This window comes from Mycobacterium sp. SMC-4 (assembly GCF_025263265.1).
Taxonomy (GTDB): domain Bacteria; phylum Actinomycetota; class Actinomycetes; order Mycobacteriales; family Mycobacteriaceae; genus Mycobacterium.
Genome location: NZ_CP079869.1, coordinates 2,388,619 through 2,411,512 on the forward strand (window position 1 = coordinate 2,388,619; position 22,894 = coordinate 2,411,512).

Consider the following 22,894-nt stretch of genomic DNA (forward strand, 5'->3'; position numbering starts at 1 on the left):
TCAGTCCAGCGCGATCGATCGCACCGTGGTCTGCAACTGGGGCGCGCCGTCCGGGCCGCCGCCGGCTACGCCCTCGGCGGCAATCTTGTCCAGTGTGGCCAACCCGGTTTCGTCGATCGTGCCGAACACCGTGTAGAGCGGCGGGAGTTGCGAATCCTGGTAGACCAGGAAGAACTGGCTGCCGTTGGTGCCGGGGCCGGCGTTGGCCATCGCCAGCGTTCCACGCGGGTAGACCACCGGCTCGTTCAGTCTCGGGTCGTCGGGCTGGAACTGATCGGTCGGGTACTCGTTGGCGAACTGGTAGCCCGGGCCGCCGGTGCCCTCGCCGGTCGGATCGCCGCATTGCAGCACCCCCAGCGACTCGCTGGTGGTCAGGCGGTGGCATGGAGTGTTGTTGAAGTAGCCCTGCTGGGCCAGGCTGGCGAAGCTGTTCACCGTGCACGGCGATTTGCCGTTGTCCAGCTGCAGGCCGATGTTGCCCTGGTTGGTTGCCATGCTGGCGCTGACCTCGGCGGGCTCGGTCGGCACCCGGCCGGCGCGGGGCGGGGTGTTGGGCTTGCTGGGTTGCTCCGCAGACTCGGGGTACTGGCAGTTGCCGCCGAGCCCTTCCGCTGCGACGAAGGGGGGTAGTGCGCCGGCTTCGGCGGGCGCCGGGACGTCGAAGGGCGAGGTTTCTGTCGGTTGCGCCGCGGTGGTCTGCGCGGACCCTCCCGGACCTCCGGAGTCGCGGTTGGTCAGGACGATGGTGGCGGACACGGCGCCGACGACGACGACCGCGGCCACGACGGAGCCGATGATCGTGTACAGGCGGCGCTTGCGCTCGTTTTCGGCACGCCGCTCGAGTTGACGTTCGAGCTTGCGTTTGGCGTTGGCCCGCCGTTGTTCGTTCGTCGGCACAGCCGGCATCCTCCTCGGGTGTCGATCGGTCGGCACCGAGTGTGCCACGCGAGACAGGCGTGGGAAGCTGGACGGGTGTTGATCACCGGATTCCCGGCCGGCATGTTGGCGTGCAACTGCTACGTGCTGGCCCCGCGACAGGGCGCCGACGCCATCGTCGTCGACCCTGGGCAACGGGCGATGGCACCGCTGCGGCGGATCCTGGACGAAAACCGGCTGACCCCGGCGGCAGTGCTGCTCACGCATGGCCACATCGACCACATGTGGTCTGCGCAGAAGGTCGCTGACACCTACGGTTGCCCGACATTCATCCATCCGGCGGACCGGTACATGCTCACCGACCCGGTCAAGGCGTTCGGTCAGGGATTTTTCGTCGGCGTGGGCCGGTTGGCCGTCGCGGCGTTGTTCCGTGAGCCCAAGCAGGTGCTCGAGCTCGACCGGGACGGTGACAAAATCGAGCTCGGTGGCATCACGGTCGCCGTCGATCACACCCCGGGTCATACGCGGGGCTCGGTGGTGTTTCGCGTCGAGCAGGGGCCCGAACAGGTGGCCTTCACCGGCGACACCCTGTTCCGCTCCTCGGTCGGGCGTACCGATTTGCCGGGCGGCAGCGGCCGGGATCTGATGGAGTCGCTGGTGACCAAACTGTTGGTGCTCGACGACGAGACCCTGGTATTACCGGGACACGGCGAGCGCAGCACCATCGGCATCGAACGCCATACCAACCCTTTCCTCGAAGGTCTGACAGCGTGACTGACACCTCCCCCCGGACGTCGTTTCGGGCCCCCAAGGGCGTCCCCGACTACCTACCGCCTGAGTCGGCCGAGTTCGTGGCTGTGCGCGGTGGGCTGCTCGACGCCGCTCGGCGCGCCGGGTACGGCGACATCGAGTTGCCGATTTTCGAAGACACCGCTTTGTTCGCCCGCGGGGTGGGGGAGTCGACCGACGTGGTGTCCAAGGAGATGTACACCTTCGCCGACCGGGGTGACCGCTCGGTCACCTTGCGTCCGGAAGGTACCGCCGGGGTGATGCGGGCGGTGATCGAGCATGGTCTGGACCGTGGTCAGTTGCCGGTCAAGCTCTGCTACTCAGGGCCGTTTTTCCGCTACGAACGCCCACAGGCCGGCCGCTACCGCCAGCTGCAGCAGGTCGGCGTGGAGGCCATCGGCGTCGACGATCCGGCGTTGGACGCCGAGGTGATCGCGGTCGCCGACGCCGGGTTCCGATCTCTGGGACTGGACGGATTCCGGCTGGAGATCACGTCGCTGGGTGATGACTCGTGCCGTCCGCAGTACCGAGAGTTGCTGCAGGACTTCCTGTTCTCGCTGGATCTGGACGAAGAGACGCGAACTCGGGCGAGCATCAACCCGCTTCGGGTTCTCGACGACAAACGCCCGAACGTGCGGAAGATGACTGCCGATGCCCCGGTGATGCTCGACCATCTCTCTGCACCGGCCAAGGCCCATTTCGACACGGTGCTGGCACATCTGGATGCGTTGTCGGTGCCTTACGTGATCAATCCGCGGATGGTGCGCGGCCTGGACTACTACACCAAGACGACGTTCGAGTTCGTCCACGACGGTCTCGGTGCGCAGTCGGGCATCGGTGGTGGCGGCCGCTACGACGGGCTGATGCGTCAACTCGGTGGAAAAGATCTGTCCGGCATCGGTTTCGGTCTTGGTGTCGACCGCACATTGCTGGCATTGCACGCCGAGGGCAAGATCGCCGGCGCTGGCGCGCGAGTCGATGTCTACGCCGTGCCCGTCGGGGCCGATGCGAAGGTGCGCCTGGCGGTGCTGGCGGCGGAGCTGCGCCAGGCGGGCGTGCGGGTCGACATGGCTTACGGTGACCGCAGCCTCAAGGGTGCGATGAAGGGGGCCGACCGCTCCGGTGCGGCCATCGCCCTGGTCGCCGGCGAACGGGACCTGCAGGCGGGCACGGTCGGGGTGAAGAGCCTGGCCACCGGTGAGCAAGTGGACATCCCCCTCGACGACGTGGTGGCAGAGGTCCTATCCCGGCTGGCCTGACTGAGCCGGGTTGAGAATGCCGGGAATGACGAAGTCGCGCAGCAGCGCACGGCGCTCTTGTCTCGTCTCGTCGGGCCGCGTTGTGAGGTGTTCCATCAGAAGCATTTGTGCCACCCGCACCAGCCAGTCGGCGACGGCGTCGGGGTCGAGGTGTGCGCGCAGTTCACCGGCGGCTTTGGCCGCCTCCACGTGCGGTCGCAACACGTCGCGAATTCGGTCGCGGAACGAGCCGGACGCCGCGACGGAGACTGTCATGGTCAGGCTTTCTGGAGAGAACAGCACGCTGAGCCACCGGGACTGTTCGACGGCTCCGACCGCGCCGTCGAGTGCATCGAGCAGGCGGTCGCCGAAGGACCCGTCGTCGCGTTGCAGCGCCCGTTCGGCGCCGTCGATGACTCCGGCCGTCTCGCGTAGAAGTACGAAAGCCAGGACGTCGTCGCGCGTCCCGAAATACCGGTACACCGTGGTGCGGTGCACCGAGGCCGCTTTGGCGATGTCGTCGACGGTCGTGCGATTGACGCCACGCCGCTCGTAGCAGACTTCAGCCGCGTCCAGTAGGCGCCGGCGAGCCTCGTCGTCGTCGACCGGCGGCCGGTCACCCCAGGGTGCAGGGCGCGAGGCCGGCTCGGTGACGCGAAGTCGGCGCGGTGTCACGATCTTCTCCGTCCCGGTGGGGCAACATTGAGAAACAACCTAGCGAATGCCTCGCGGCATTCGGTCTCACTCGGCGGCGGTACGCACGCCAGCGGGCTGCCCGCATCTCGTAAAGGCGCCGGCGTCCGAACGGGAGCGCGATGGCGTGAACGTCACGTGCAGCGCATGTGGTCCACGTAGCGCGGTGCCGACCTGGCTTGTGATGGTGGAGGTTTCGGCGTGCCGTGAATCGAGCGCGAGGTCGGGTAACCGTTCGACGAGCGCCCGCAGCGCGGCGAGGAGTTCGGTGTTGGCCAGCCAATTCCCGATGCAGCTGTGTCGGCCCTGCCCGAACGACACGGTGGGCATCACATTGCGGGTGATGTCGAACTCGTCGGGCCGCGGATACACCGCTGGATCGCGGTTGGCGGCGTTGATGGCGAAGATCATCGGGGTCAGAGCGGGAATATCGATGCCCTGCCACGTCGTGGCCTCAGGGCAGGCGCGAGGCAGCATCCCGACGGCCGGTTCCCATCGCAGACCCTCCCACACCGCGGACTGCAGGTAGCGGTCCAAGTCAGACCGCAGTAGTTCCCATTGCCCGGGATGATTGAGCAGGGCCGACAGGATGTTGCCCAAAGCCAGCGCGGTCGTGTCGGCACCGAGCGGGAACAGCATCCGAAGGAACGTCAATATCTCCTCGTCTGAAAGGTTCTCGCCGCCCTCGGTGGTTTCGTTGATCAGCATCGAAATCATGTCCTCGCCAGGTTCCCGGCGTCGCATGGCCAGCAGCGGAGCGACGTAGGCGGTGAATTCGGCGGCGCACCTGACCGCCGCCGGGGGGTCGAAGGGGTATTGGATCATTGCCTGCGCCCAACGGTGAACGTTGGCTTCGTCGTCGACCGGGAAGCCCAGCAACCTGCTGATGATCAGCAGCGAGTAGCGGTGCGTGAATTCGCCAACCAGATCGGCGGTGCCGCGCACGGTGAAGTGATCGATCAACTCGTTGATGACCGGTTCGATCACCGGCTCCAGATAGTCCTGGACACGGGTGCGTCGCAGCGGAGCTGACACCAGGCTACGGCTGGCGCGATGTTCGGCACCCGACATGCTCAGTACCGTCCTGCCGAACACCGGTTCGGTGGTCATCGCGTACACCGGTGCCGCGGGAAATGTCGCTTCGTCGCGGAAGGCCGCACGGACCAGCTCGTCGGTCAACAGCAAGACCGCTTTGACCCCGGCAAACGGAACGATCGCGTAGCGCCTTCGCTCGCGCAGTCGGGCGAGTACGGCATGGAGGTCCGGTTGGTCGTCGAACGCGAAATCGATTCCCTCGACGTCGATGGGTCCCAGGGTCTGCATGAAGCCTCACGCTAGCCCTGATGCAACATTCAACGCAATATGTCGTGCGTTGCACAGGCTGCGGACGGCCGGTTTGGCTGCCCCGGAAACTCTGGGCTTTTACCGTGACAACCAGGATCGAGGCGAAGGAGTCGTCGCTATGTGGTTTGACCAGTGGAACGAGATTGTCAGGACCTTGCTGGTCGGTTGCGCCGCCTACGTCGCCCTGATTCTGGTGCTGCGAGTATCAGGCAAGCGCACCCTGGCAAAACTCAACGCGTTCGACTTGGTGGTCACGGTCGCCGTCGGGTCGACCCTGGCCACCATCCTGCTCAACACTGATGTGTCGTTCGCCGAGGGCGCGGTCGCATTCGCGTTGCTCGCGACGCTGCAGTTCCTCGCTGCGACGATCTCGACCCGGTTTCAGGCTGGCCGCTCTGTGCTGACCGCGCGACCCACGCTGCTCCTGTCGGAAGGTCGTGTGCTCGAAGAGGCGTTGAGTCGTCAGCGGGTCAGCATCGACGAGATCCGGCAGGCAGTCCGGTCGTCAGGCCACGGTGACCTCAACGAGATCGCGGCAGTTGTCCTGGAGTCCGACGGGTCGCTGAGCGTCATCGCCGGGAACAAGGTCGGTGACTGGTCCGCGTTGGCGGGATTGAGGAACTTACCTCCCGCACGCTGATAGACGGCGGGCCGCTCAGATAGCCATCGCGGCTCGGACGTCGTCCTCCGATGCCGAGCCGCCGGTTCCGCTGGCGGTGACGCGGCCCGCCTCCAGGATGTAATAGCGCTGCGACGACTCCAGCGCGAAGCCGATGTGCTGCTCGACGAGCAGCACCCCGAGGTCGCCCCGGTTGGTCAGCGCGGTGATCGCCTCTTCGATCTCGTGGACCACCGAAGGCTGGATACCCTCGGTCGGCTCATCGAGAATCAGGCACTTCGGGGTGGTGATCAACGCTCGCGCGATGGCGAGTTGTTGGCGCTGACCGCCGGAGAGCAGCCCGGCGCGCCGGCTCAGCAACTCCTTGAGCGCAGGGAAGAGATCGAGTTGCTCGTCGATGAGCGCTTTTCCGTTCTTGCGACCGTCGGCGACCACCTGGAGGTTCTCCGAGGTGGTCAGTTGTCCGAAGGACTGCTGGCCCTGCGGCACGTAGGCCAGGCCGCGGCCCACTCGGGCGCTGGGGCGCAGCTTGGTGACATCCTCGCCGTCGAACAGCACCTTGCCCGCTGCGCACTTGAGTAGACCGACCGCCGCGCGTAGCAGCGTGGTCTTGCCGGCACCGTTGTGTCCCATCACCGCGGCAACACCGTCGGTGGGCACCTCGACGCTGACGCCGTGGATGACCTCGCTGCGGCCGTAACCGGTGCGGACGTCGACCAGTTGCAACATCAGGGACGCTCCTCAATGAGTTCGATGCCGTCGGCGCCCGCGGCCGCGGTGCCCAGGTAAACCTCCTGGACTTTGGGATCGGCCTGCACCTCGGCGACCGACCCTTCGGCGATGACCTGCCCGCGGGCCAGCACCGTCACCGATGTGGCGAACGCGCGCATGAAGTCCATGTCGTGTTCGACAACGACAACGGTGCGTTCGGCACCGATGCGGCGCAGCAGATTTCCGGTTTCCTCGCGCTCTTCGGCGCTCATGCCTGCCACCGGCTCGTCGAGCAGCAGCACGTCGGCGTTCTGCACCAGCAGCATGCCGATTTCCAGCCACTGCTTTTGCCCGTGGGCGAGCACTCCGGCGGGTCTGTCAGCCAGGTGGGTCAGGCCGGTGGTCTCCATAGCCTGCTCGATCTCCGGCAGCACACCTCGGCGCCGCCGCAGCAGCGTCCAGGCCGAACGCCCGGCGCCGGCAGCGATGTCGAGGTTCTGCAGCACGCTCAGCTGCTCGAACACGCTCGCGGTCTGGAAGGTTCGGCCGACGCCTTGCCGGGCGATCTGGTGCACCTTTTTGCCGAGCAACTCCACACCGGACTTGTTCACCGAGCCGGTAGCCGCGACCAGGCCGGTAATGGCGTCGATCACCGTCGTCTTGCCCGCGCCGTTGGGGCCGATCAGGAAGCGAAGGTCACCCTGGAACAGCGTGAGGTCGACGTCACTGACTGCCTTGAATCCATCGAAATCAACTGTGAGACCACGTACTTCGAGGTATTGAGCAGTCATGCCGGCGTTGCCGCCTTCGGCGGGCTCGCGGCCTGGGGGGCTCGGTTGGGCCTCCGTCATGAGCTCGTACCCACCTTCTCTGAATCTGGGTCGGCATCGGGCGTTTTCTCCGGCGGCGCTTGGGCTTGGGATCTGCGGCGACGTTTGAGGAACACCCCGAGCCCGGCCAGACCGGCTGGGAAGAAGCCGACCACGACGATGAACAGCAAGCCTTGGGCGTAGGTCCACTCCGACGGGAAACGTTCGGAGAACAATGTCTGCGCCCATGCCACACCGATGGCGCCGAGAACCGGGCCGAGAAGCGTTGTGCGACCACCGATGGCCACACCGATCAGGAACGCGATCGATGGGAGGATCCCAACCTGTGACGGGGCGATGAAGCCGACGATCGGGGCGAACAGCGCCCCGGCGATGCTGGCGAACAGCGCGGCAACGGTGTAGGCCACCACCTTGACGTTGGCAGGGTCGTACCCGAGGAATCGCACACGTTCCTCGCCGTCGCGCACGGCCACCAACAGTTCGCCGTAGCGGCTCTGCATCAGCTGGCGCACCACCGCCACCACGATCAGCAGCACCGCCGCGGCGATGAAGTACAGCATTCTGCGATTCACCGGATCGCTGAGAGTGAAACCGAAGAACGTGCGAAACCTGTTGAGACCGTTGGATCCGCCAAGACTGGTTTGTCCCACCAGAAGTATGGCCAGGGCGGCTGCCAAAGCCTGCGACAGAATCGCGAAGTAGGCGCCTTTGACCTTACGTTTGAACACCCCGAGCCCGAGCGCCGCGGCGATCCCCGCAGGGATCACCAAGATCGCGAGCAACGTGACCAGGGGAGAGGCGAAGGGTTGCCAGTATCCCGGCAGCTCACGAATTCCCTGAATCTGCATGAAATCCGGCACATCGTCGCCGAGCAGCGCAGCGTCGGCGATCTTGAGGTGCATCGCCATCATGTATCCGCCGAGGCCGAAGAACACGCCTTGACCCAGCACCAGCATGCCGCCGCGGCCCCAGGCCAGACCGATTCCGACCGCGACGATCGCGAAGCACAGGAACTTTCCCAGCAGGGACAACCGAAAATCCGACAGCACAGCCGGGGCGATGACGAACAAAACCAAAGCTGCCAGACCGAACCCGGCCCAGGTCTGCCAGCGGCCTAACAGGGTTGTCATACAAGACTCCTCGTCCGAACCGTGAACAGGCCCTGCGGGCGTGCCTGCAGGAAGATCACGATGATCACGAACACGATCACCTTGGCCAGTGACGCGGTGGTGTTGTACTCGATGAACGAGTTCAGGAAGCCCAGCGTGAACGCCGCGATCACGGTTCCCTTGATCTGCCCCAGTCCACCGACGACGACCACGAGGAACGCGTCGATCAGATAGCTCTGACCGATGGTCGGGCTGGTGGATCCGATCAGCGTCAACGCCACCCCGGCCACCGCGGCCAGTCCCGAACCGATGAAGAACGTGGTGATATCGGTCCTGCGTGACGAAATCCCGCTGGTCTCAGCGAGATCGCGGTTCTGCACGACCGCACGGATGCGTCGTCCCATCGGCGAGGTCTTGAGCACAAAGGCCAGAATCGCGACGCAGACCACTGCAAGCAACAGGATGAAGATCCGGGTCTTGGGCACCACCGCGCCCAGTACCTCCACCCCGCCGGAAAGCCATTCCGGCGCCACCACGTTGACCGCCGGCGCGCCGAAGATGTCACGCGCAACCTGTTGCAGGATCAGGCCGACTCCGAAGGTGACCAGCAGGGTGTCCAGCGGACGGTGATACATCCGCTGGATGAGCGTGACCTCGAGCAGCGCGCCCATGGCGCCGCCGACGAAAAACCCGACGACAAGTGAGATCAGTAGGGACGCGCCGGCGCTGGAGATGACCTGCTGTACGACGTAGGCGGTGTAACAACCGGCCATGATGAACTCGCCGTGCGCCATATTGATGACGCCCATCTGGCCGAATGTCAGCGACAAACCCAGAGCGGCCAGCAACAGGATCGAGCCGAGGCTCAATCCCGTTGCCAGCTGCCCAATCAGGACATCCACTGGGTGATCAGCCGGACAGGCCGGCAGCCCACGGGTAGGACTTCAGGAACGGATCCGGCTCGATCGGACCGGGCGACTCCCACACTGTGTAGATCAAACCGTCGGGCCGGATCTCGCCGATGCGGGCAGTCTTGGTGATGTGATGGTTCTCGCCGTTGATGGTGACCAAGCCCTCGGGAGCATCGAAGGTCACGCCGCCGGCGTTGTCCTGAATGTCTTTGACATCGAAGGACTGCGCCTTCTCCACGGTGTTCTTCCAGAGGTAGACCGACACGTAGGCGGCCTCCATCGGGTCTGAGGTCGGCTTGTCGGCACCGAACTTTGCCTTGTAGGCCGCGACGAACTCGTTGTTCTCCGGTGTGTCGATGGTCTGGTAGTAATCCCAGGCGGTGAGCTGACCGATGACGTTCTGAACCCCGATGCCGCCGATCTCCTCCTCGGCGATCGACACCGAGACGACCGGCATCTGCTCGGGTGTCAGGCCGACGTTGCGGTACTCCCGGAAGAACGCGACGTTGGAGTCACCGTTGAGGGTGTTGAACACCGCATCGGCGCCGGCCGTGCGCACCTTGTTGATGATGGTGGAGAAATCGGTCGAGCCGAGCGGGGTGTAGTCCTCGCCCAGGATCTCGATGTCGTGGGCCGCGGCGTAGGCCTTGATGATTCGGTTGGCGGTCTGCGGGAACACATAGTCGCTGCCGACCAGGTAGAGCGATGTGACGCCCTGCTCCTTGAGGTAGTCCAGTGCCGGCACGATCTGCTGATTGGTGGTGGCACCGGTGTAGAAGATGTTCGGCGAGGACTCCAGACCCTCGTACTGGACGGGGTAGTACAGCAGCGAATTGGCGCTTTCGAACACCGGCAGCATCGCTTTGCGGCTCGAGGACGTCCATCCGCCGAACACCGCTGCCACACAGTCACTGCTGATCAGCTTCTCGGCCTTCTCGGCGAAGACCGTCGGCTCGGAGGCTCCATCCTCGGCTACGAGCTGGATCTGCTTGCCCAGCACGCCGCCGTCGGCGTTGATCTGCTCGACCGCCAGGTCGATGGCGTTGCGAACGGTGACCTCGGAGATCGCCATAGTGCCCGACAGCGAGTTCAGCGCGCCCACCTTGACGGTGTCGCCGGAAGTGTCGACACAGGACTGTGAATTTGCTGCCTCGGTGTCGCTTGCCCTGCTGCCACATCCCGCCAGCAGCAGACTCGTCACTGCCACGACACTTCCGGCAACTAGTGAAGAACGTCTGAAGGTGGAGCGCCGGGACTGTTGCATGAACGGCCTTTCTGATGTCGACAACGCTCACCCGCTGGTGAACGGTGATGAGGCGATGCTTCTGAGTGCGTTCGGCACAGGAATCGCGACACCGCGCCGGTGTCGAATCCGGACGTTAGAGCGCGCGTGTTTCTGTCAAGTGTCTGTGTGTGACGAACAAATTAACCTGTGTCGCATCTTCGACTCGGTTTGCCGTCGTCGCGTGGGTCGACGTGAAACTGCCGAGGCGGTAACGATCGGGTACGGTCCGGCGATGTGACCAACATGCGATCAGTGACAGCAAAGGTAGGCGCGGTGCTCGGGGCAGCAGCCATGGTGGCCGCCGCCGGAATGGTCAACCCGGCGACCGCCGCCGCGCAGGATGGGCAGCAGGTCCGCTATACCGTGAGCTCGGCGGGCGCCTACGAGTTCGAGCTCTTCTACCTGACCTCCCAGCCGCCCAGCATGGAGGCCTTCAACGCCGATGCGTATGCGTACGCCAAGCGTGAGAAGGTCACCATCGCTCCTGGCGCGCCTTGGGTCTTCGAAGCGACCTTCGCCGATCCGCAGTGGGCAATCCTGACTGCCAGTAGCACCGCCCGCGGCGGACAAGCCGCCCCGGGCGCGCACTGCGACATCGCGGTCAACGGCGACGTGCTGGTCAACCATGACGACCCACACAACGTGCGTTGCCAGCTCGGTCAGTGGTGATTTAGCGCGAGGTCAACTCCGACAGTGCCGCGGGTAGCTGGTCGCGGTACAGCACGCCGAGACGCTGCGTGGCCCGAGTCAACGCGACATACAGGTCGGCGGCACCGCGAGGGCCCTCGGCCAGGATGTGCTCCGGGTGTACCACCAGCACGGCGTCGTACTCCAAACCCTTTGTGTCTGCGGGTGCCACCGCGGAGGGCACACCCGCAGGCCCGATGACCACGCAGGTTCCCTCGCGGTCGGCCTCCTCGCACAGGAATTGCTCGATCGCTGAACCCAACTCGTGATCGGCGACTTGCTGTGACCACGGCGGTGTGCCGGTGGCGCGCACCGATTCGGGCGGCGTCGCCTCCGGTGCGAACTCTGCGAGTACTCCGGCGGCGATCGCCATGATCTCCGCGGGGGTGCGGTAGTTCACCGTCAACGACCGGTATTCCCAGCGGCCCGGTACATAGGTGTCGAGCATCGCTGCCCAAGACTGAGCCCCAGCTGCGGATCGGCGCTGGGCAAGATCACCGACAACGGTGAACGACCGGCTCGGGCACCGGCGCATCAATACCCGCCACTCCATCTCGGAGAGCTCCTGAGCTTCGTCGACGACGACGTGCCCGTAGGTCCAGTCCCGGTCTGCAGCAGCGCGTTCGGCGAGCTCGCGGGTGTCGCGCTCGAGGAACCGTTCCGCCAGATCCTCGGCTTCGATCACGTCGCGGGCCAGCAGGAGATCTTCGTCTTCCATCAGATCCTCGCGGTCGACCATCAGGTCGAGCACGCCGGCCGCGTAGGCGGCCTCCTCCCGGCGCTCACGCTCGGCAGCCTCGTCGCCGGAGGTGTCGCGGCCCAACAGGTCGACGAGTTCGTCAAGCAGCGGTACATCCGCAACGGTCCATGCGTCACCGTCGGCGCGGTACAGCACCGGATCGGCGCCGGCCGCGCGTAGCTTCTCTGGTGACGAATATAGTTCTGCAAGAAGCTGTTCCGGTGTCAGTGTGGGCCAGAGCGCATCCAGTGCCGCGGTGAACCCGGCGTGGTCGGCGAGTTCGTCGAGCAGATCGGCGCGCAGGTGTTCCCAGGCGGTTCGATCGTCGCGGGTCAACCAACCGCGGCCAATCTTGGCGATCGCGCGTTCGGTCACCACCCAGGTGATGACATCGACGAACGTGGCGCGTGCATGGTTGTGCGGTTGGTCAGTGGCGCGCGCTTCGGAGATGGCCCACTCGGCAGCTGCCGGGTCGATGCGTACCGCTACGTCGGACAGTTCGATCGGCAGCGCATCGGTGGGGACGCGCTGGCGATCGGCGACCGCGGCGGCCAGTACGTCGAGCATCGCCCGCGACCCCTTGACCTGCGCCACCTCGGGCCGATCCGGCGCGCTGACCCGCAGGCCCGGTACCAGGTCGCCGGTGGTCATGAATACGACGTTGGTCTCTCCCAGCGACGGCAGCACGCGCCCGATGTGGTCCAGGAAGTCGGCGTTGGGCCCGATCACCAAGACACCGTGACTCTCCATTCGCTTGCGCTGGGTGTAGAGCAGATAGGCGACGCGGTGCAGGGCCACCACCGTTTTTCCGGTCCCCGGACCTCCTTCGATCACCAACACGCTGGGAACGTCGAGCCGGATGATCGCGTCCTGTTCGGCCTGGATGGTCGCGACGATGTCACGCATCCCGTCCCCCCGGGGCGCGTTGACCGCGGCCAGTAGTGCCACGTCACTGGAATGCCCGGGCTGTGCGCTGGCCTCACCGGCCTGCGGCCTGCCGAACACCTCGTCGGTGAAGTCGATCACGCGTCGGCCCATCGTGTGAAACTGCCTGCGCCGACGCATGTTCTCCGGATTGGCTCCGGTTGCGACGTAGAACGGCCGCGCCGCAGGCGTCCGCCAATCGAGCAGCAGGGGTTCGTAGTCGTTCGTGTCGTCGAAGATGCCGATGCGGCCGATATAGAGCTGTTCACCGGCCAGGCTGTCCAGCCGCCCGAAACACAGTCCGGCGTCGGCGACGTTGAGCCGGTCCATGCGGGTCGCTGTTGCGCGCACCTGCGCGTCGCGCTCGACCAGTGTGGAGCCATTCTGGGCGTCGACGGGGCTGCGCAACGCGGCAGCATGGCTGGCTGTGACGCGTCGACGTTCGGCATCGAGCCGGTGGTAGAGCCTGTCCACGTAGCGTTGTTCGGCCGCCAGCTCGTCGTCGTATCCGTTGAGGTTGCGATCCACCCCGTCAGCCTAGCGAGCCGATTGACAGTATCTAGAACTGGTGTTCGAATACGTGTATGCGCTGGGCGGGTCAGGCAATCGACGCCGACGACGGTGCGCTGCCGGGGTTGCAGCGGCTCGGGCTGATCCGCAGCGTGCGCACGCCGCAGTTCGACGGGATCACTTTCCACGAGGTCTTGTGCAAGTCGGCGCTGAACAAGATCCCGGCAGCATCGATGCTGCCGTTCCGCTTCACGGTCAACGCTTACCGCGGTTGCTCGCACGCCTGCCGGTACTGCTTCGCCCGGCCCACCCACGAGTACCTCGAGTTCGACTGCGGTCGCGATTTCGACACCCAGTTGGTGGTCAAGACCAACGTCGCCGAGGTGCTGCGCGGCGAACTACGCCGGCCGTCGTGGGCGCGCGAAGCAGTGGCGTTGGGCACCAATACCGATCCGTACCAGCGGGCCGAGGGGCGCTATGCGCTGATGCCCGGCATCATCGGCGCGCTGGTCGAGTCTGGCACCCCGTTCTCCATTCTGACCAAGGGCACGTTGCTGCGCCGTGATCTGCCGTTGATCGTCGATGCGGCGCGCGCCGTCGACGTGAGCGTGGCGATCTCGCTGGCCGTCGGGGATGCCGAACTGCACAGCCGGCTGGAGCCAGGTACGCCCACCCCGCAGGCGCGGCTGGACCTCATTGCGGCGATCCGCGCCGCGGGCCTGACCTGTCACGTCATGGTGGCCCCGGTGCTGCCCGGGCTGACCGATTCGCGTGAGCATCTCGATGACCTGCTGGGGCGGATCGCAGCCGCCGGCGCTACCAGCGTGACGGTCTTCGGGCTGCACCTGCGCGGCAGTACCCGGGGCTGGTTCACGGAGTGGCTGACGCGGGAGCACCCCAACCTGGTTGCTCACTACCGGCAGCTGTACCGGCGCGGGGCCTACCTGCCGTCCGACTATCGGGCGATGTTGCAGACTCGCGCGGCCGAGCTGACTGCCAAGCACGGTCTGGCCGGCGCTGCCCGGATGGCGACGACGGCGTCGGCGGCAAGCGCTGCAGAACCCGCGCAGCCAACCCTGTTTTGAGCTCCTGCCGGATAAAGCTCAGGTCGTGTTTCGCTTGACCTGATTGAACGGTACCCCGCGGTCGGCGGCGAACTCCCGGGGGAATCCGAGGATGCGCTCCCCGATGACATTGCGCGCCATCTCCGAGGTGCCCCCGCCGATCGACCCTGTCTGGCGCGACAGGTACCGCACGCCGACGTCGAGCAGGTCGGCCAACTCACCACCTTCGTCGACAACACCGGCCGTACCGGCGATCGACAGCGCGGTATCGACCTCCAGTTCGGTGGTCTCCGCATGGAACAGCCGGATCATGGTGCCGGCGTTCGGCGGAAGCGAACCATTGGTGATGCCCCGGAACACGTGGTCGATGAGCTGCTCCTTGACCAGGCGACGAGTCAGCGCACGACCAGCGATGTCTTGTACGACCGGGTTGTCACCTTGCCCAGTGAGCTCGGCCAGGCCGATGTGATCGGGCGGCATCTCGTTGGCGTTCTCCGCGGCGGTGCCGCTGGCGAATTCCGAGCCGCCGCCGACGGCACGCCGTTCGTGATGCAGTTGGCGCGAGGCCACCGTCCAGCCGTCGTTGACCTCGCCCACCACCGCATCAAGCGGCAGTTCGAGGTTGTCGAAGAACTCTTCGCAGAACTCCTCGTTCCCGTTGACCTCTTTGATCCGTCGCATGGTGATGCCCGGGGCGTTGAGCGGCACCAGGAACATGGTCAGGCCCTGGTGTTTGGGTACCGACCAATCGGTCCGTGCCAGCATCAGGCCGTAGTCACCGGCGAAGGCGCTGGTGCTCCAGGTCTTGGCGCCGTTGATGATCCAGGTGTCGCCTCGGCGTTCTGCGCGGGTGATCACCCCCGCCAGATCGGATCCGCCGTTGGGTTCTGACAGCAGCTGAACCAGGACCTCCTCTCCGCGGATGGCCGCGGAGATGCGTTGACGTTTCTGGACCTCACTGCCCATGTCCAGGATCGTCGCCGCGCAGATGGTGAACGACGGGGTGTTGAGGATCAACGGCATCTCGTAGCACTGGCACTCGGCGTTGAACGCGCGTTGGTAGGCATAGTCCAAGCCCAGGCCGCCGTACTCCCGCGGGAAGCAGATGCCGGCGAATCCGCCTGCATGCAAACGCTTCTGCAGCTCCTTGGCGCGGTCCCAGGAAGACTGCTCGGCGCGTACCGAGAACGGGGGGTGCTCTGGGTCGACCCTGGGCATGTTCGCCGCGAGCCAGGCCCGCGCTCGGGCGGCGAACTCCTCGACCGACTCGGTGGTGGTCACGGTCGCGGCCTCGGTCTCGGTCTCGGTCATGCCGGGCTCTCCGTCTTCTTGCTCAGGGAATACACCGCGCGGTGGTGATCCTGGGGGGATCCGAATATCGCGCGGTACAAAGCGGCGCGGCGCAGATACAGGTGTAGATCGTGCTCCCACGTCACCCCGATACCGCCGTGCATCTGCACACAGTCCTGGAGCATCATCGGAGCGCGTTCGCCGACATAGGCTTTGGCCACGCTGACCAGCTTGACCGCCTCGGGGGAGCGGTGCGCCACGGCGTCCACGGCAGCGGCAGTGGTCGCCCGGCATGCTTCGAACCACATCTTCATGTCTGCGGCGCGGTGCTTGAGTGCCTGGTAGGACGCCAGCGGGCGGCCAAAGCTGTGCCGGTCGAACAGCCACTGGTTGGTCATGGCCAACACGGTGTCGAGGATGCCGACCAACTCGGCACATTGCAGGATCAACGCGATCTGGCGCTGGCGTTCGATGATTGCCGGGGTCTGCTCTGTTGTGCCCAACGCTGCGGACTCGGCGATCTGGACGCCGTCGAAGTCCACACGTGCATAACGCTTCACCAGATCGACCGATGTCTGCGGTGTCACCGTGACTCCCCGCGCATCGGTCGGGACCAGGAACTGCTGCAGCCGGCCATCGCACAGCGCCACCACGAGTACTGTGTGGCTGTCCGTGCCCGCCTCGACGCGGTCTTTGACACCGTCGAGGCGGTAGCCGGCCTCGGTGCGGGTCGCTACGGTGCCCACCGCGGACCGATCCGCCGGGGCGAACGGGCGGGTGGGTTCGTAGACCGCCCAGGAGGCGACGCGCTCACCGGAGATCAACGCCTCGATGGTCGCCTCGTGACCTTCCGGCGCCTCGACGAGCCCGGCAAGCACCACGCTGACCGGATGAAGTGGTCCCGGGGCCACGGTATGCCCGATCTGCTCGGCGACCAAAGCCAGGTCGGTCACGCCGCCCGAGACCCCTCCGGACACGCTGCCGCCGCCGAGCTCTTCGGGCACCAACAGGCTGGTCCAGCCCAATTCGGCGGCGCGTTGCCACCATTCGGGTCCGAACGAGACATCCGAGGCATGCAGGCCCCGCACGTGGGTCAGCGATGCCTGCTTTTCCAGGAAGGTCTGCGTCGTCGACGCGAAGAGCATCTGCTCCGGGTCGGCCACGGTCATCAGGCGATGACCAACGCCGGAACGTCGGGCTTGTATACCTTCTTGTTCGGTACCTTGAACAGCTCGACGAGGTTGCCGCCCATCACCTTCCGGATGGCGTCTTCGTCGAGGCCATTCTGCTCGAGTTGGTCGACCAGTGTGATCGGGTCGGCGAGCCCTTCCGGGTGCGGCCAGTCCGAGCCGAAGATGACCCGGTCGATGCCCAACAGATCGGCCATCTGCCCGAAGTCGTCCTCCCAGAACGGCGCGACGTAGACGCCGCGCTTGAACGCCTCGATCGGGTTCTCCGGGAACTCCTGGGGCATCTTCTTGTAGACGTCCTGGAACTGATAGAAGAGGTAGGGGACCCAGGACGCGCCGTTCTCGATCGACAGGATGCGCAGGTCCGGGTTGCGTGACAGCGCACCGTGGCACACCAACGCGGCCATGGTGTCCTCGATGGGGCGCTTACCCATCGCGACCATGCGGAACGCGGTGGGCCGGAACGGCAGGAACTCGTCGGCTGGTTCCCAGTCGTTGAGGTACTGCGCATAGCCGCTGTCGGACGCGTGCATGCACACCGGGATCCCGGCCTTGACGCAGGCATCCCAGAACGGATCGAACTCGGGCAGGCCCAACGAGCGGGTGCCGCGGTAGCCGGGAACCGGCGCCGGGCGTACCAGCACGGTCTTGGCCCCGCGCTCCAGACACCACTCGAGCTCTTCGAGGGCGCGGTCGACGACCGAGAGGTTGATCACCGGCGTGGACAGGATGCGGCCCTGGTAGTCGAACTGCCATGTCTCGTACATCCATTGATTCAGTGCGTGGATGATGTCCAGGATCAGATCGGGATCGTCTTTCATGCGCTCCTCGACCAGGCTGGCCAGCGTCGGGAACATGATCGTGTAATCCAGGCCCAGTCCGTCGATCACCTCGAGGCGGGCTTCGGGATTGCGGAAGGCAGGAATGGCCTTCATCGGCTTACCCATCACCTCTCGGAAGCTCTTGCCGCCGCTGCCGTGCCTGAAGTACTCCTCCTGGGCGCCGGGGCGGGCGACGACCTCGAAGGTCGGGTTGGGGATGTAATCGCTGATGTGGTTGCGAACAACGATCTTGGTGCGTCCGTGCACATCGATGTAGTCGATGACGCCCTTGCGGTGGTCCGGAAGGAACTGGGTCAGCGCTTCCTTGGGCTCGTAGAAGTGATTGTCGGCATCGAACACCGGATAGTCGAGGTGGCGTGATGGCATGGTGTTGCCTCCTGACGCGTCGAAGGTAGGTGGGCTGGTAATGGCATTACCGCTTGGTGGTAACGACATTACCACGCGCTTGTGTAACGGCGCCATAGCCGGTTGCGCGGCTGTCATTGCAGGTCAAAGCTCTGAGTCGGTGAGTCCTCGCACGCACAACGTGTAGAGGTGGGTGCCGTCGATCGGCACCCCGTTGAGCTCGGTGCCCAGCTCACGTAGCCGCAGCGCCCCCAACACCGTCTGCATCAGGATCGCGGCGTCGGTATTGACGTCGAGGTCTGCGCGGAAAGCCTTCTCGGCGATACCGCGGCGCAGGACGTCGACGACCAGCTGGTGCAGCGGTGCGAGCACCTTGGCGAACTCCTTGGGCCGGTGCTCGAGCAGGTGGTCGTTGTAGTAGGTCAAGCCCCTGTTGATGCTGTCCTGCGTGCTCGATTCGGCCGGGGCGCCGATGCGTTCGATCAGCCTGCGCAGTGCCTCGGCGCTGGGCAGGGTTTCGGTCTCGGCCCGCCACTTCTCGGTGGCGTCGGCCATGATCTTCTCGACCAGGGCCAACAACAGCTCGTCCTTGGTGGCAAAGTGCTGGTAGAACGCCCTCAACGAGGTCTTCGATCGCTCCACCACCTCCAGGACGGTGAAGTCGGTGCGGCCGGTCTCGCCGAGGATGGCCAGTGCCGACCGCATGAAGCGGGTGGCGCGAGACTCGGGCTCCGCTGCTGCCGTCCCCATCTGGGGTTCTTTGGCCGCTTTCGCCGCCCGCACGCCCCTCACGGTCATCGAAGCCATCCTTCCGCTGGGGAGAAGTAGTTGGTAATGACGTTACCGCCAGCGGCGAAGCTCGGTTACTGTTCCCTGCGACAGTTACTCGGTTGGAGGCGATCACACACATGACAGCGGATTCAGGACAGGCGCAGTGGACCGTGCAGGGACTGCTGGATCTGTTCGACCCAGAGCCGAGCGGTCAGGACACATACACGGTGCAGACAGGTCTCGCCGGCGAGGACGAGCGCCAGGTGGTGGAGGGCACACAGATCCTGGCAGCCTCGATCGTGGCTGCTGCCAAGCAGTTTCCGGACAAGTCGATCCGTTCGGCGTACGCGGTGTTCGCGCGCGCGGTGATGGTCAGCGCCGGTCCGGTCGAGCTACAGGTCGACGTCGTCAGCGCCGGGCGCTCGACGGCCACCGCGGTGATTGCCGCAGTGCAGAACGGTAAGCGCTGCATCACCACCACGGTGCTGGCCGATGTTCCGACCGAAGACGTGATCCGTCATCAACTGCCCAAACCCGACGTGGCCGCACCCGCCGACTCGAACGTCTCACCGATGCCCATGGTCGGGCGCGAACTGCGCCTGGTCGACGTCGTCGACGTCAACAGTCCCGACGAGGTCGGTCCGCCCGAGCTTCACGCCTGGCTGCACTACGACCCGATTCCCACGCGTGACGATCTGGCCAAGGCGCTTGTCGCATACTTCACCGGCCATCTGGGGATTTCGACGACAATGCGGGCCCACGAGGGCATCGGTACCAGTCAGGCGCACTTGACTGTGTCCACAGCTCCGATGACAGTGTCGGTCAGTTTCCACGAGCCGGTTCGGTGGGACGGGTGGTTGCTCTACAGCCACGAGAGCACTCAGGTCGGGGCCGGTATGTCCTATGTGCGCGGCACCGTGCACACCGAGCACGGTGAGCTCATCGCGTCGTTCACCCAGGACGCCCTGATCCGGCCGCTGCGGACCACCGACGCGGCGATCAAGCACCAGTCGCGGCTGTAGCCGACCGCAGCGCAGACTGCAGCACCTCCAGCGGCAGACCGCCGAGATCCAGTGCGTGACTGTGGAACTCCTTCAAGGCCATGCCCTTTCCGGTCATCTCTGCGCGCAGCTGATTCCAGATGCGTTGGCCGATGGCATATGAGGGCGCCTGACCTGGCCATCCGAGGTAGCGGTCGAGTTCGAATTGCAGATGTTCGGCGCCCATCGCGCTGTGCCGGGTCAAGAAACCCCATGCTTTCTCGGCATCCCAGACTCCTCCTCCGGGCGCAGACATCGCGCAGTGCACGCCGATGTCGATGACCACCCGCGCGGCGCGGAAGCGTTGTGCGTCAAGCATCCCGATGCGGTCCCCGGGATCGTCGAGCCATCCCAGCTCAGCCATCAGTCGCTCGGCGTAGAGCGCCCAACCTTCGCCGTGCCCAGAAACGAAGCACCCCAACCGGCGCCACCGGTTGAGCCGGTCGGCGAGGAACACCGCGCGCCCGATCTGCAGGTGATGCCCGGGGACTCCCTCGTGGAACACGGTGGTGGTTTCCTGCCAGGTGTGAAACGTGTCCACGCCGTAGGGCACCGACCACCACATCCGCCCGGGTCTGCTGAAATCCTCCGATGGTCCGGTGTAGTAGATCCCGCCGGTATGTGTCGGCGCGATACGGCATTCCAGCCGCCGCAGCGGGTCGGCGATGTCGAATTCGGTGTCGGCGAGCGCGTCAACGGCGCGGTCCGACAGGTCCTGCATCCAGGCCTGCAGCGCGTCCACGCCGCGCACCAGATATCGTGGCTCGCCGTCGAGTCTGCGCAGTGCCTCACCCACCGAGGATCCGGGGTAGAGCTGCTGCGCCAGCGACTCTTGTTCGGCCACAATATCTTCCAGAATCGATAAACCCCACTGGTAGGTCTCGTCCAGATCGACATCGGCCCCTAGGAACGAGCGGGACCACAACCGGTAGGCGTCGCGGCCCACGGCGTCTTCGGCGCGTGCGCGCGGCGCTATCTCGTCGCCGAGTATCCGGCCCAGCTCGCGATAGGCGTTGGCCGCGTGGGAGGCGTTGGTCAGCAGTTCGTCGCGCAGTGTCGGATTCTCCGGCACTGCAGTGGTCACCAGGTCCAGCAGCAACTGCTGGGTGCTGGTCGACTGGTCGATACCGCGTGCGATCTGACGCACTGCCGGCGGATTGGGGCCCGCGGCCGCAGCCCGCAGCGCGTCGGCGTAGCCGGCGATCCGGCCGGGTAGCCTGGCCAACCGAGTGTTGATCGCTGCCCAGTCCTGCTCGGTCTGGGTCGGCATCAGATCGAAGACCTTGCGCATCGACTGCAGCGGTGAGGCGATCACATTGAGCTCGCCGAGGTCGAAGCCGGCGTCGTTGAGGTCGATCAGCACGCTCAGACGTTCCCGCAGCGCCGCCACCGTGACTGTGTCGACGTCGTCGGCGGGAGAGACGGTTTCGAGCTCGCGGAGGGCATCGCGTGCGGCGTCGGCCCGCGCGGCCACGCCGGCGGGGGAGTAATCGGTGATTTCGGTGTCGTGGCCGCTGATCCCCATTTCGGTCGCTGCGCAGGGGTCGAGTTCGGCAAGCGTGTCGAGATAGCGTTCGGCGACCGCATCGACGGCCGTTGTCGGCCTACCCAAGGTTTCTGGTCGCGAACGTGTCGCAGGTCCGCGGGTCGCCGGTGCGGTAACCCTCGGTGAACCATTTCTGCCGTTGGGTCGCCGAGCCGTGGGTCCACGCCTCCGGGTTGACCCGGCCGGTCGCCGCCTCCTGGATGCGGTCGTCGCCGACGGCTGCGGCCGCCGACAGGGCGTCGGCGATGTCGCGATCGGTCAACGGTTTGAGAAACGTGACGTCAGTGCCCTCTTGTTTCGTTATCGCCGCGTAGTGTGCCCAGACGCCGGCATAGCAGTCGGCCTGCAGTTCGGTGCGCACACCGGCACCGGTCGGGCCCTGGGCGCCGGGTCCCTGGGAGCGGCCCAGGATCCCTTGCAGGTTCTGCACGTGATGGCCGAATTCGTGTGCGACGACGTACTCCTGGGCCAGCGGTCCGCCGCTGGCACCGAACCGGGTTTGCAGCACATCGAAGAACTCGACATCAAAGTACGCGGTCTGGTCCGCCGGACAGTAGAACGGACCGACGTCGCTGGTGGCAGGCCCGCACGCGGTGTTGACGTCATTACTGAACAGTGCGACCTGCGGCCGGGTGTACTGGCCCGGCAGCAGTTGGGCCCAAATGGCGTCCAGCGAGTTGCCCGTCGCCAGTACCCGGCATTGCACGATCGTGTTGGCGTCCTCGCCGGTCCGGCACTGGCTGATGTCGAACCCCGGAGCTGCGAAGCCGTCGGTGTTGTACTGCTGTTGTTGCGGCATCACGGTGCCGGGGTCGACCCCGAGCAGCAGCGCCACCACGACGATCAAGAGCCCCCCGACACCCCCGCCGACGGCGATGCCACGTCCCGGGCCGCGTCCGGTGCCGCCACTTGACGAAGCGGTACTGGTGTCGATGCGCATACCTTCGTTGAAGGTCATGCCGGCTAGCTTCGCACATCGAGGTTGCGTCGGACACCGCATCGGCGACGCGTCAGCGTCAGGTTACGGCGAAGCGTGTCGCGCAGTAGTCACGCAGGTTGTAGAGGAACTTCTGGAACATCGCGCCCATCACCGGCTTGCCCAACGTCATCCCGGCGCGCGCGGCCACGCCGCGCGGTTTCATCGCCATCACCCAGGTCAGGTGGCAGCCGCCGGGGGTGCGCACCACCCGGTAGTCCTCGGCGAACGCGGCGATGCTGTTCGTCGATGCCTCGTTGAAGCGAAAAGCCATGCGTCGGTAAGGTTCCCAAGCCAGAAACTCCTCGTCGCCGACGATGCCCCCGCGCATCGTGACCGTGCGGGTGGTCCCGACCCCGCGAGGTTCGGCACTGGTCCACGTCACGTTGGTGATCACCGTCGCCCAGTGTGGCCACGACTCTGCGTCGGCGAGCACCTCGAACAGCTGCTCTGGGGTGACGGGTAGGTCGACGGTGCTGACGAAGCGAAACGGCGCGGTTTCGACGAAGTTCAGATCGACGTGTTCGCAGGCCTGCATGGCCCTACACAGTAGGTCATGGTGGTT

At 65.6% G+C, this 22,894-nt stretch carries 22 protein-coding genes; 6 read left to right on the top strand and 16 right to left on the bottom strand.

Annotation, left to right across the window (positions count from 1 at the left end; all coding sequences use genetic code 11):
• Complete coding sequence (locus tag KXD98_RS11640; protein WP_260764484.1) at positions 1-897, bottom strand: peptidylprolyl isomerase; 897 nt, start codon at positions 895-897, stop codon at positions 1-3.
• A 75-nt stretch (positions 898-972) separates the two neighbouring features.
• Here KXD98_RS11640 and KXD98_RS11645 point away from each other — a divergent pair, with 75 nt between their 5' ends.
• Both KXD98_RS11645 and hisS read left to right on the top strand, forming a co-directional pair.
• Positions 973-1,650 carry an MBL fold metallo-hydrolase gene (locus KXD98_RS11645; protein ID WP_260764486.1) on the top strand — a complete coding sequence of 226 codons (678 nt, stop codon included), beginning with the start codon at positions 973-975 and terminating at the stop codon, positions 1,648-1,650.
• Complete coding sequence (gene hisS / locus KXD98_RS11650) at positions 1,647-2,924, top strand: histidine--tRNA ligase (protein WP_260764487.1); 1,278 nt, start codon at positions 1,647-1,649, stop codon at positions 2,922-2,924. The genes KXD98_RS11645 and hisS overlap by 4 nt, the downstream gene beginning before the upstream one ends.
• On the opposite strand, the gene KXD98_RS11655 is transcribed toward hisS, so the two are convergent.
• Together KXD98_RS11655 and KXD98_RS11660 are read right to left on the bottom strand one after the other, a co-directional pair.
• Positions 2,907-3,578 carry a TetR/AcrR family transcriptional regulator gene (locus tag KXD98_RS11655; protein ID WP_260764488.1) on the bottom strand — a complete coding sequence of 224 codons (672 nt, stop codon included), beginning with the start codon at positions 3,576-3,578 and terminating at the stop codon, positions 2,907-2,909. The two genes, hisS and KXD98_RS11655, sit on opposite strands and share 18 nt — an antisense overlap.
• Positions 3,579-3,644: 66 nt before the next feature.
• Positions 3,645-4,919, bottom strand: coding sequence for a cytochrome P450 (locus KXD98_RS11660; RefSeq protein ID WP_260764489.1), 1,275 nt, complete (start codon positions 4,917-4,919; stop codon positions 3,645-3,647).
• Positions 4,920-5,058: 139 nt separating this feature from the next.
• Between KXD98_RS11660 and KXD98_RS11665 the strand changes: the two genes are divergently transcribed.
• Positions 5,059-5,580, top strand: coding sequence for a DUF421 domain-containing protein (locus KXD98_RS11665; protein WP_260764490.1), 522 nt, complete (start codon positions 5,059-5,061; stop codon positions 5,578-5,580).
• 15 nt (positions 5,581-5,595) lie between these two features.
• On the opposite strand, the gene urtE is transcribed toward KXD98_RS11665, so the two are convergent.
• Genes urtE through urtA form a run of 5 tightly spaced genes read right to left on the bottom strand, consistent with a single transcriptional unit; the run spans position 5,596 to position 10,384 of the window.
• Complete coding sequence (gene urtE / locus KXD98_RS11670; protein ID WP_260764491.1) at positions 5,596-6,288, bottom strand: urea ABC transporter ATP-binding subunit UrtE; 693 nt, start codon at positions 6,286-6,288, stop codon at positions 5,596-5,598.
• A complete protein-coding gene (gene urtD, locus KXD98_RS11675; protein ID WP_260764492.1) occupies positions 6,288-7,121 on the bottom strand; it encodes an urea ABC transporter ATP-binding protein UrtD in 834 nt (277 codons plus the stop codon). The genes urtE and urtD overlap by 1 nt, the downstream gene beginning before the upstream one ends.
• Positions 7,118-8,230 (bottom strand): urea ABC transporter permease subunit UrtC, encoded by a 1,113-nt coding sequence (gene urtC, locus KXD98_RS11680; protein ID WP_260764493.1) that lies wholly within the window; start codon positions 8,228-8,230, stop codon positions 7,118-7,120. The genes urtD and urtC overlap by 4 nt, the downstream gene beginning before the upstream one ends.
• The gene (gene urtB, locus KXD98_RS11685; RefSeq protein ID WP_260764494.1) at positions 8,227-9,111 is read right to left on the bottom strand and encodes an urea ABC transporter permease subunit UrtB; all 885 of its coding nucleotides are present in this window, start codon (positions 9,109-9,111) and stop codon (positions 8,227-8,229) included. Before urtB ends, urtC begins: the two co-directional genes overlap by 4 nt.
• Before the next feature lie 7 nt (positions 9,112-9,118).
• A complete protein-coding gene (gene urtA / locus KXD98_RS11690) occupies positions 9,119-10,384 on the bottom strand; it encodes an urea ABC transporter substrate-binding protein (RefSeq protein WP_260764495.1) in 1,266 nt (421 codons plus the stop codon).
• Positions 10,385-10,648: 264 nt separating this feature from the next.
• Here urtA and KXD98_RS11695 point away from each other — a divergent pair, with 264 nt between their 5' ends.
• Positions 10,649-11,074, top strand: coding sequence for a hypothetical protein (locus KXD98_RS11695; RefSeq protein ID WP_260764496.1), 426 nt, complete (start codon positions 10,649-10,651; stop codon positions 11,072-11,074).
• A 1-nt stretch (position 11,075) separates the two neighbouring features.
• On the opposite strand, the gene helR is transcribed toward KXD98_RS11695, so the two are convergent.
• Positions 11,076-13,283 carry an RNA polymerase recycling motor ATPase HelR gene (gene helR / locus KXD98_RS11700; RefSeq protein WP_260764497.1) on the bottom strand — a complete coding sequence of 736 codons (2,208 nt, stop codon included), beginning with the start codon at positions 13,281-13,283 and terminating at the stop codon, positions 11,076-11,078.
• A 56-nt stretch (positions 13,284-13,339) separates the two neighbouring features.
• On the opposite strand from helR, the gene KXD98_RS11705 reads away from it, so the two are divergent.
• On the top strand, positions 13,340-14,350 hold the full coding sequence (locus KXD98_RS11705) for an Rv2578c family radical SAM protein (protein ID WP_260764498.1): 1,011 nt from the start codon (positions 13,340-13,342) through the stop codon (positions 14,348-14,350).
• Positions 14,351-14,368: 18 nt separating this feature from the next.
• On the opposite strand, the gene KXD98_RS11710 is transcribed toward KXD98_RS11705, so the two are convergent.
• The 4 genes from KXD98_RS11710 to KXD98_RS11725 all read right to left on the bottom strand — a co-directional run bounded on the left by KXD98_RS11710 (position 14,369) and on the right by KXD98_RS11725 (position 18,794).
• Positions 14,369-15,640, bottom strand: a complete 1,272-nt coding sequence (locus KXD98_RS11710) for an acyl-CoA dehydrogenase family protein (RefSeq protein WP_260764499.1) — start codon at positions 15,638-15,640, stop codon at positions 14,369-14,371.
• On the bottom strand, positions 15,637-16,788 hold the full coding sequence (locus KXD98_RS11715; RefSeq protein ID WP_260764500.1) for an acyl-CoA dehydrogenase family protein: 1,152 nt from the start codon (positions 16,786-16,788) through the stop codon (positions 15,637-15,639). Before KXD98_RS11715 ends, KXD98_RS11710 begins: the two co-directional genes overlap by 4 nt.
• Positions 16,788-18,017, bottom strand: coding sequence for an amidohydrolase family protein (locus KXD98_RS11720; RefSeq protein WP_260764501.1), 1,230 nt, complete (start codon positions 18,015-18,017; stop codon positions 16,788-16,790). The genes KXD98_RS11715 and KXD98_RS11720 overlap by 1 nt, the downstream gene beginning before the upstream one ends.
• A 123-nt stretch (positions 18,018-18,140) precedes the next feature.
• On the bottom strand, positions 18,141-18,794 hold the full coding sequence (locus KXD98_RS11725; RefSeq protein ID WP_396882941.1) for a TetR/AcrR family transcriptional regulator: 654 nt from the start codon (positions 18,792-18,794) through the stop codon (positions 18,141-18,143).
• A 110-nt stretch (positions 18,795-18,904) separates the two neighbouring features.
• Between KXD98_RS11725 and KXD98_RS11730 the strand changes: the two genes are divergently transcribed.
• Positions 18,905-19,789, top strand: coding sequence for an acyl-CoA thioesterase II (locus KXD98_RS11730; protein ID WP_260764502.1), 885 nt, complete (start codon positions 18,905-18,907; stop codon positions 19,787-19,789).
• Here KXD98_RS11730 and KXD98_RS11735 read toward each other — a convergent pair.
• The 3 genes from KXD98_RS11735 to KXD98_RS11745 are packed head-to-tail and all read right to left on the bottom strand — an operon-like array spanning position 19,767 to position 22,867.
• The gene (locus tag KXD98_RS11735; RefSeq protein WP_260764503.1) at positions 19,767-21,419 is read right to left on the bottom strand and encodes a DUF885 domain-containing protein; all 1,653 of its coding nucleotides are present in this window, start codon (positions 21,417-21,419) and stop codon (positions 19,767-19,769) included. The genes KXD98_RS11730 and KXD98_RS11735 overlap by 23 nt on opposite strands.
• Positions 21,412-22,311, bottom strand: coding sequence for a neutral zinc metallopeptidase (locus tag KXD98_RS11740; RefSeq protein WP_260764504.1), 900 nt, complete (start codon positions 22,309-22,311; stop codon positions 21,412-21,414). The genes KXD98_RS11735 and KXD98_RS11740 overlap by 8 nt, the downstream gene beginning before the upstream one ends.
• A 58-nt stretch (positions 22,312-22,369) precedes the next feature.
• Positions 22,370-22,867, bottom strand: a complete 498-nt coding sequence (locus KXD98_RS11745) for an SRPBCC family protein (RefSeq protein WP_260764505.1) — start codon at positions 22,865-22,867, stop codon at positions 22,370-22,372.
• Positions 22,868-22,894 lie beyond the last annotated feature (27 nt).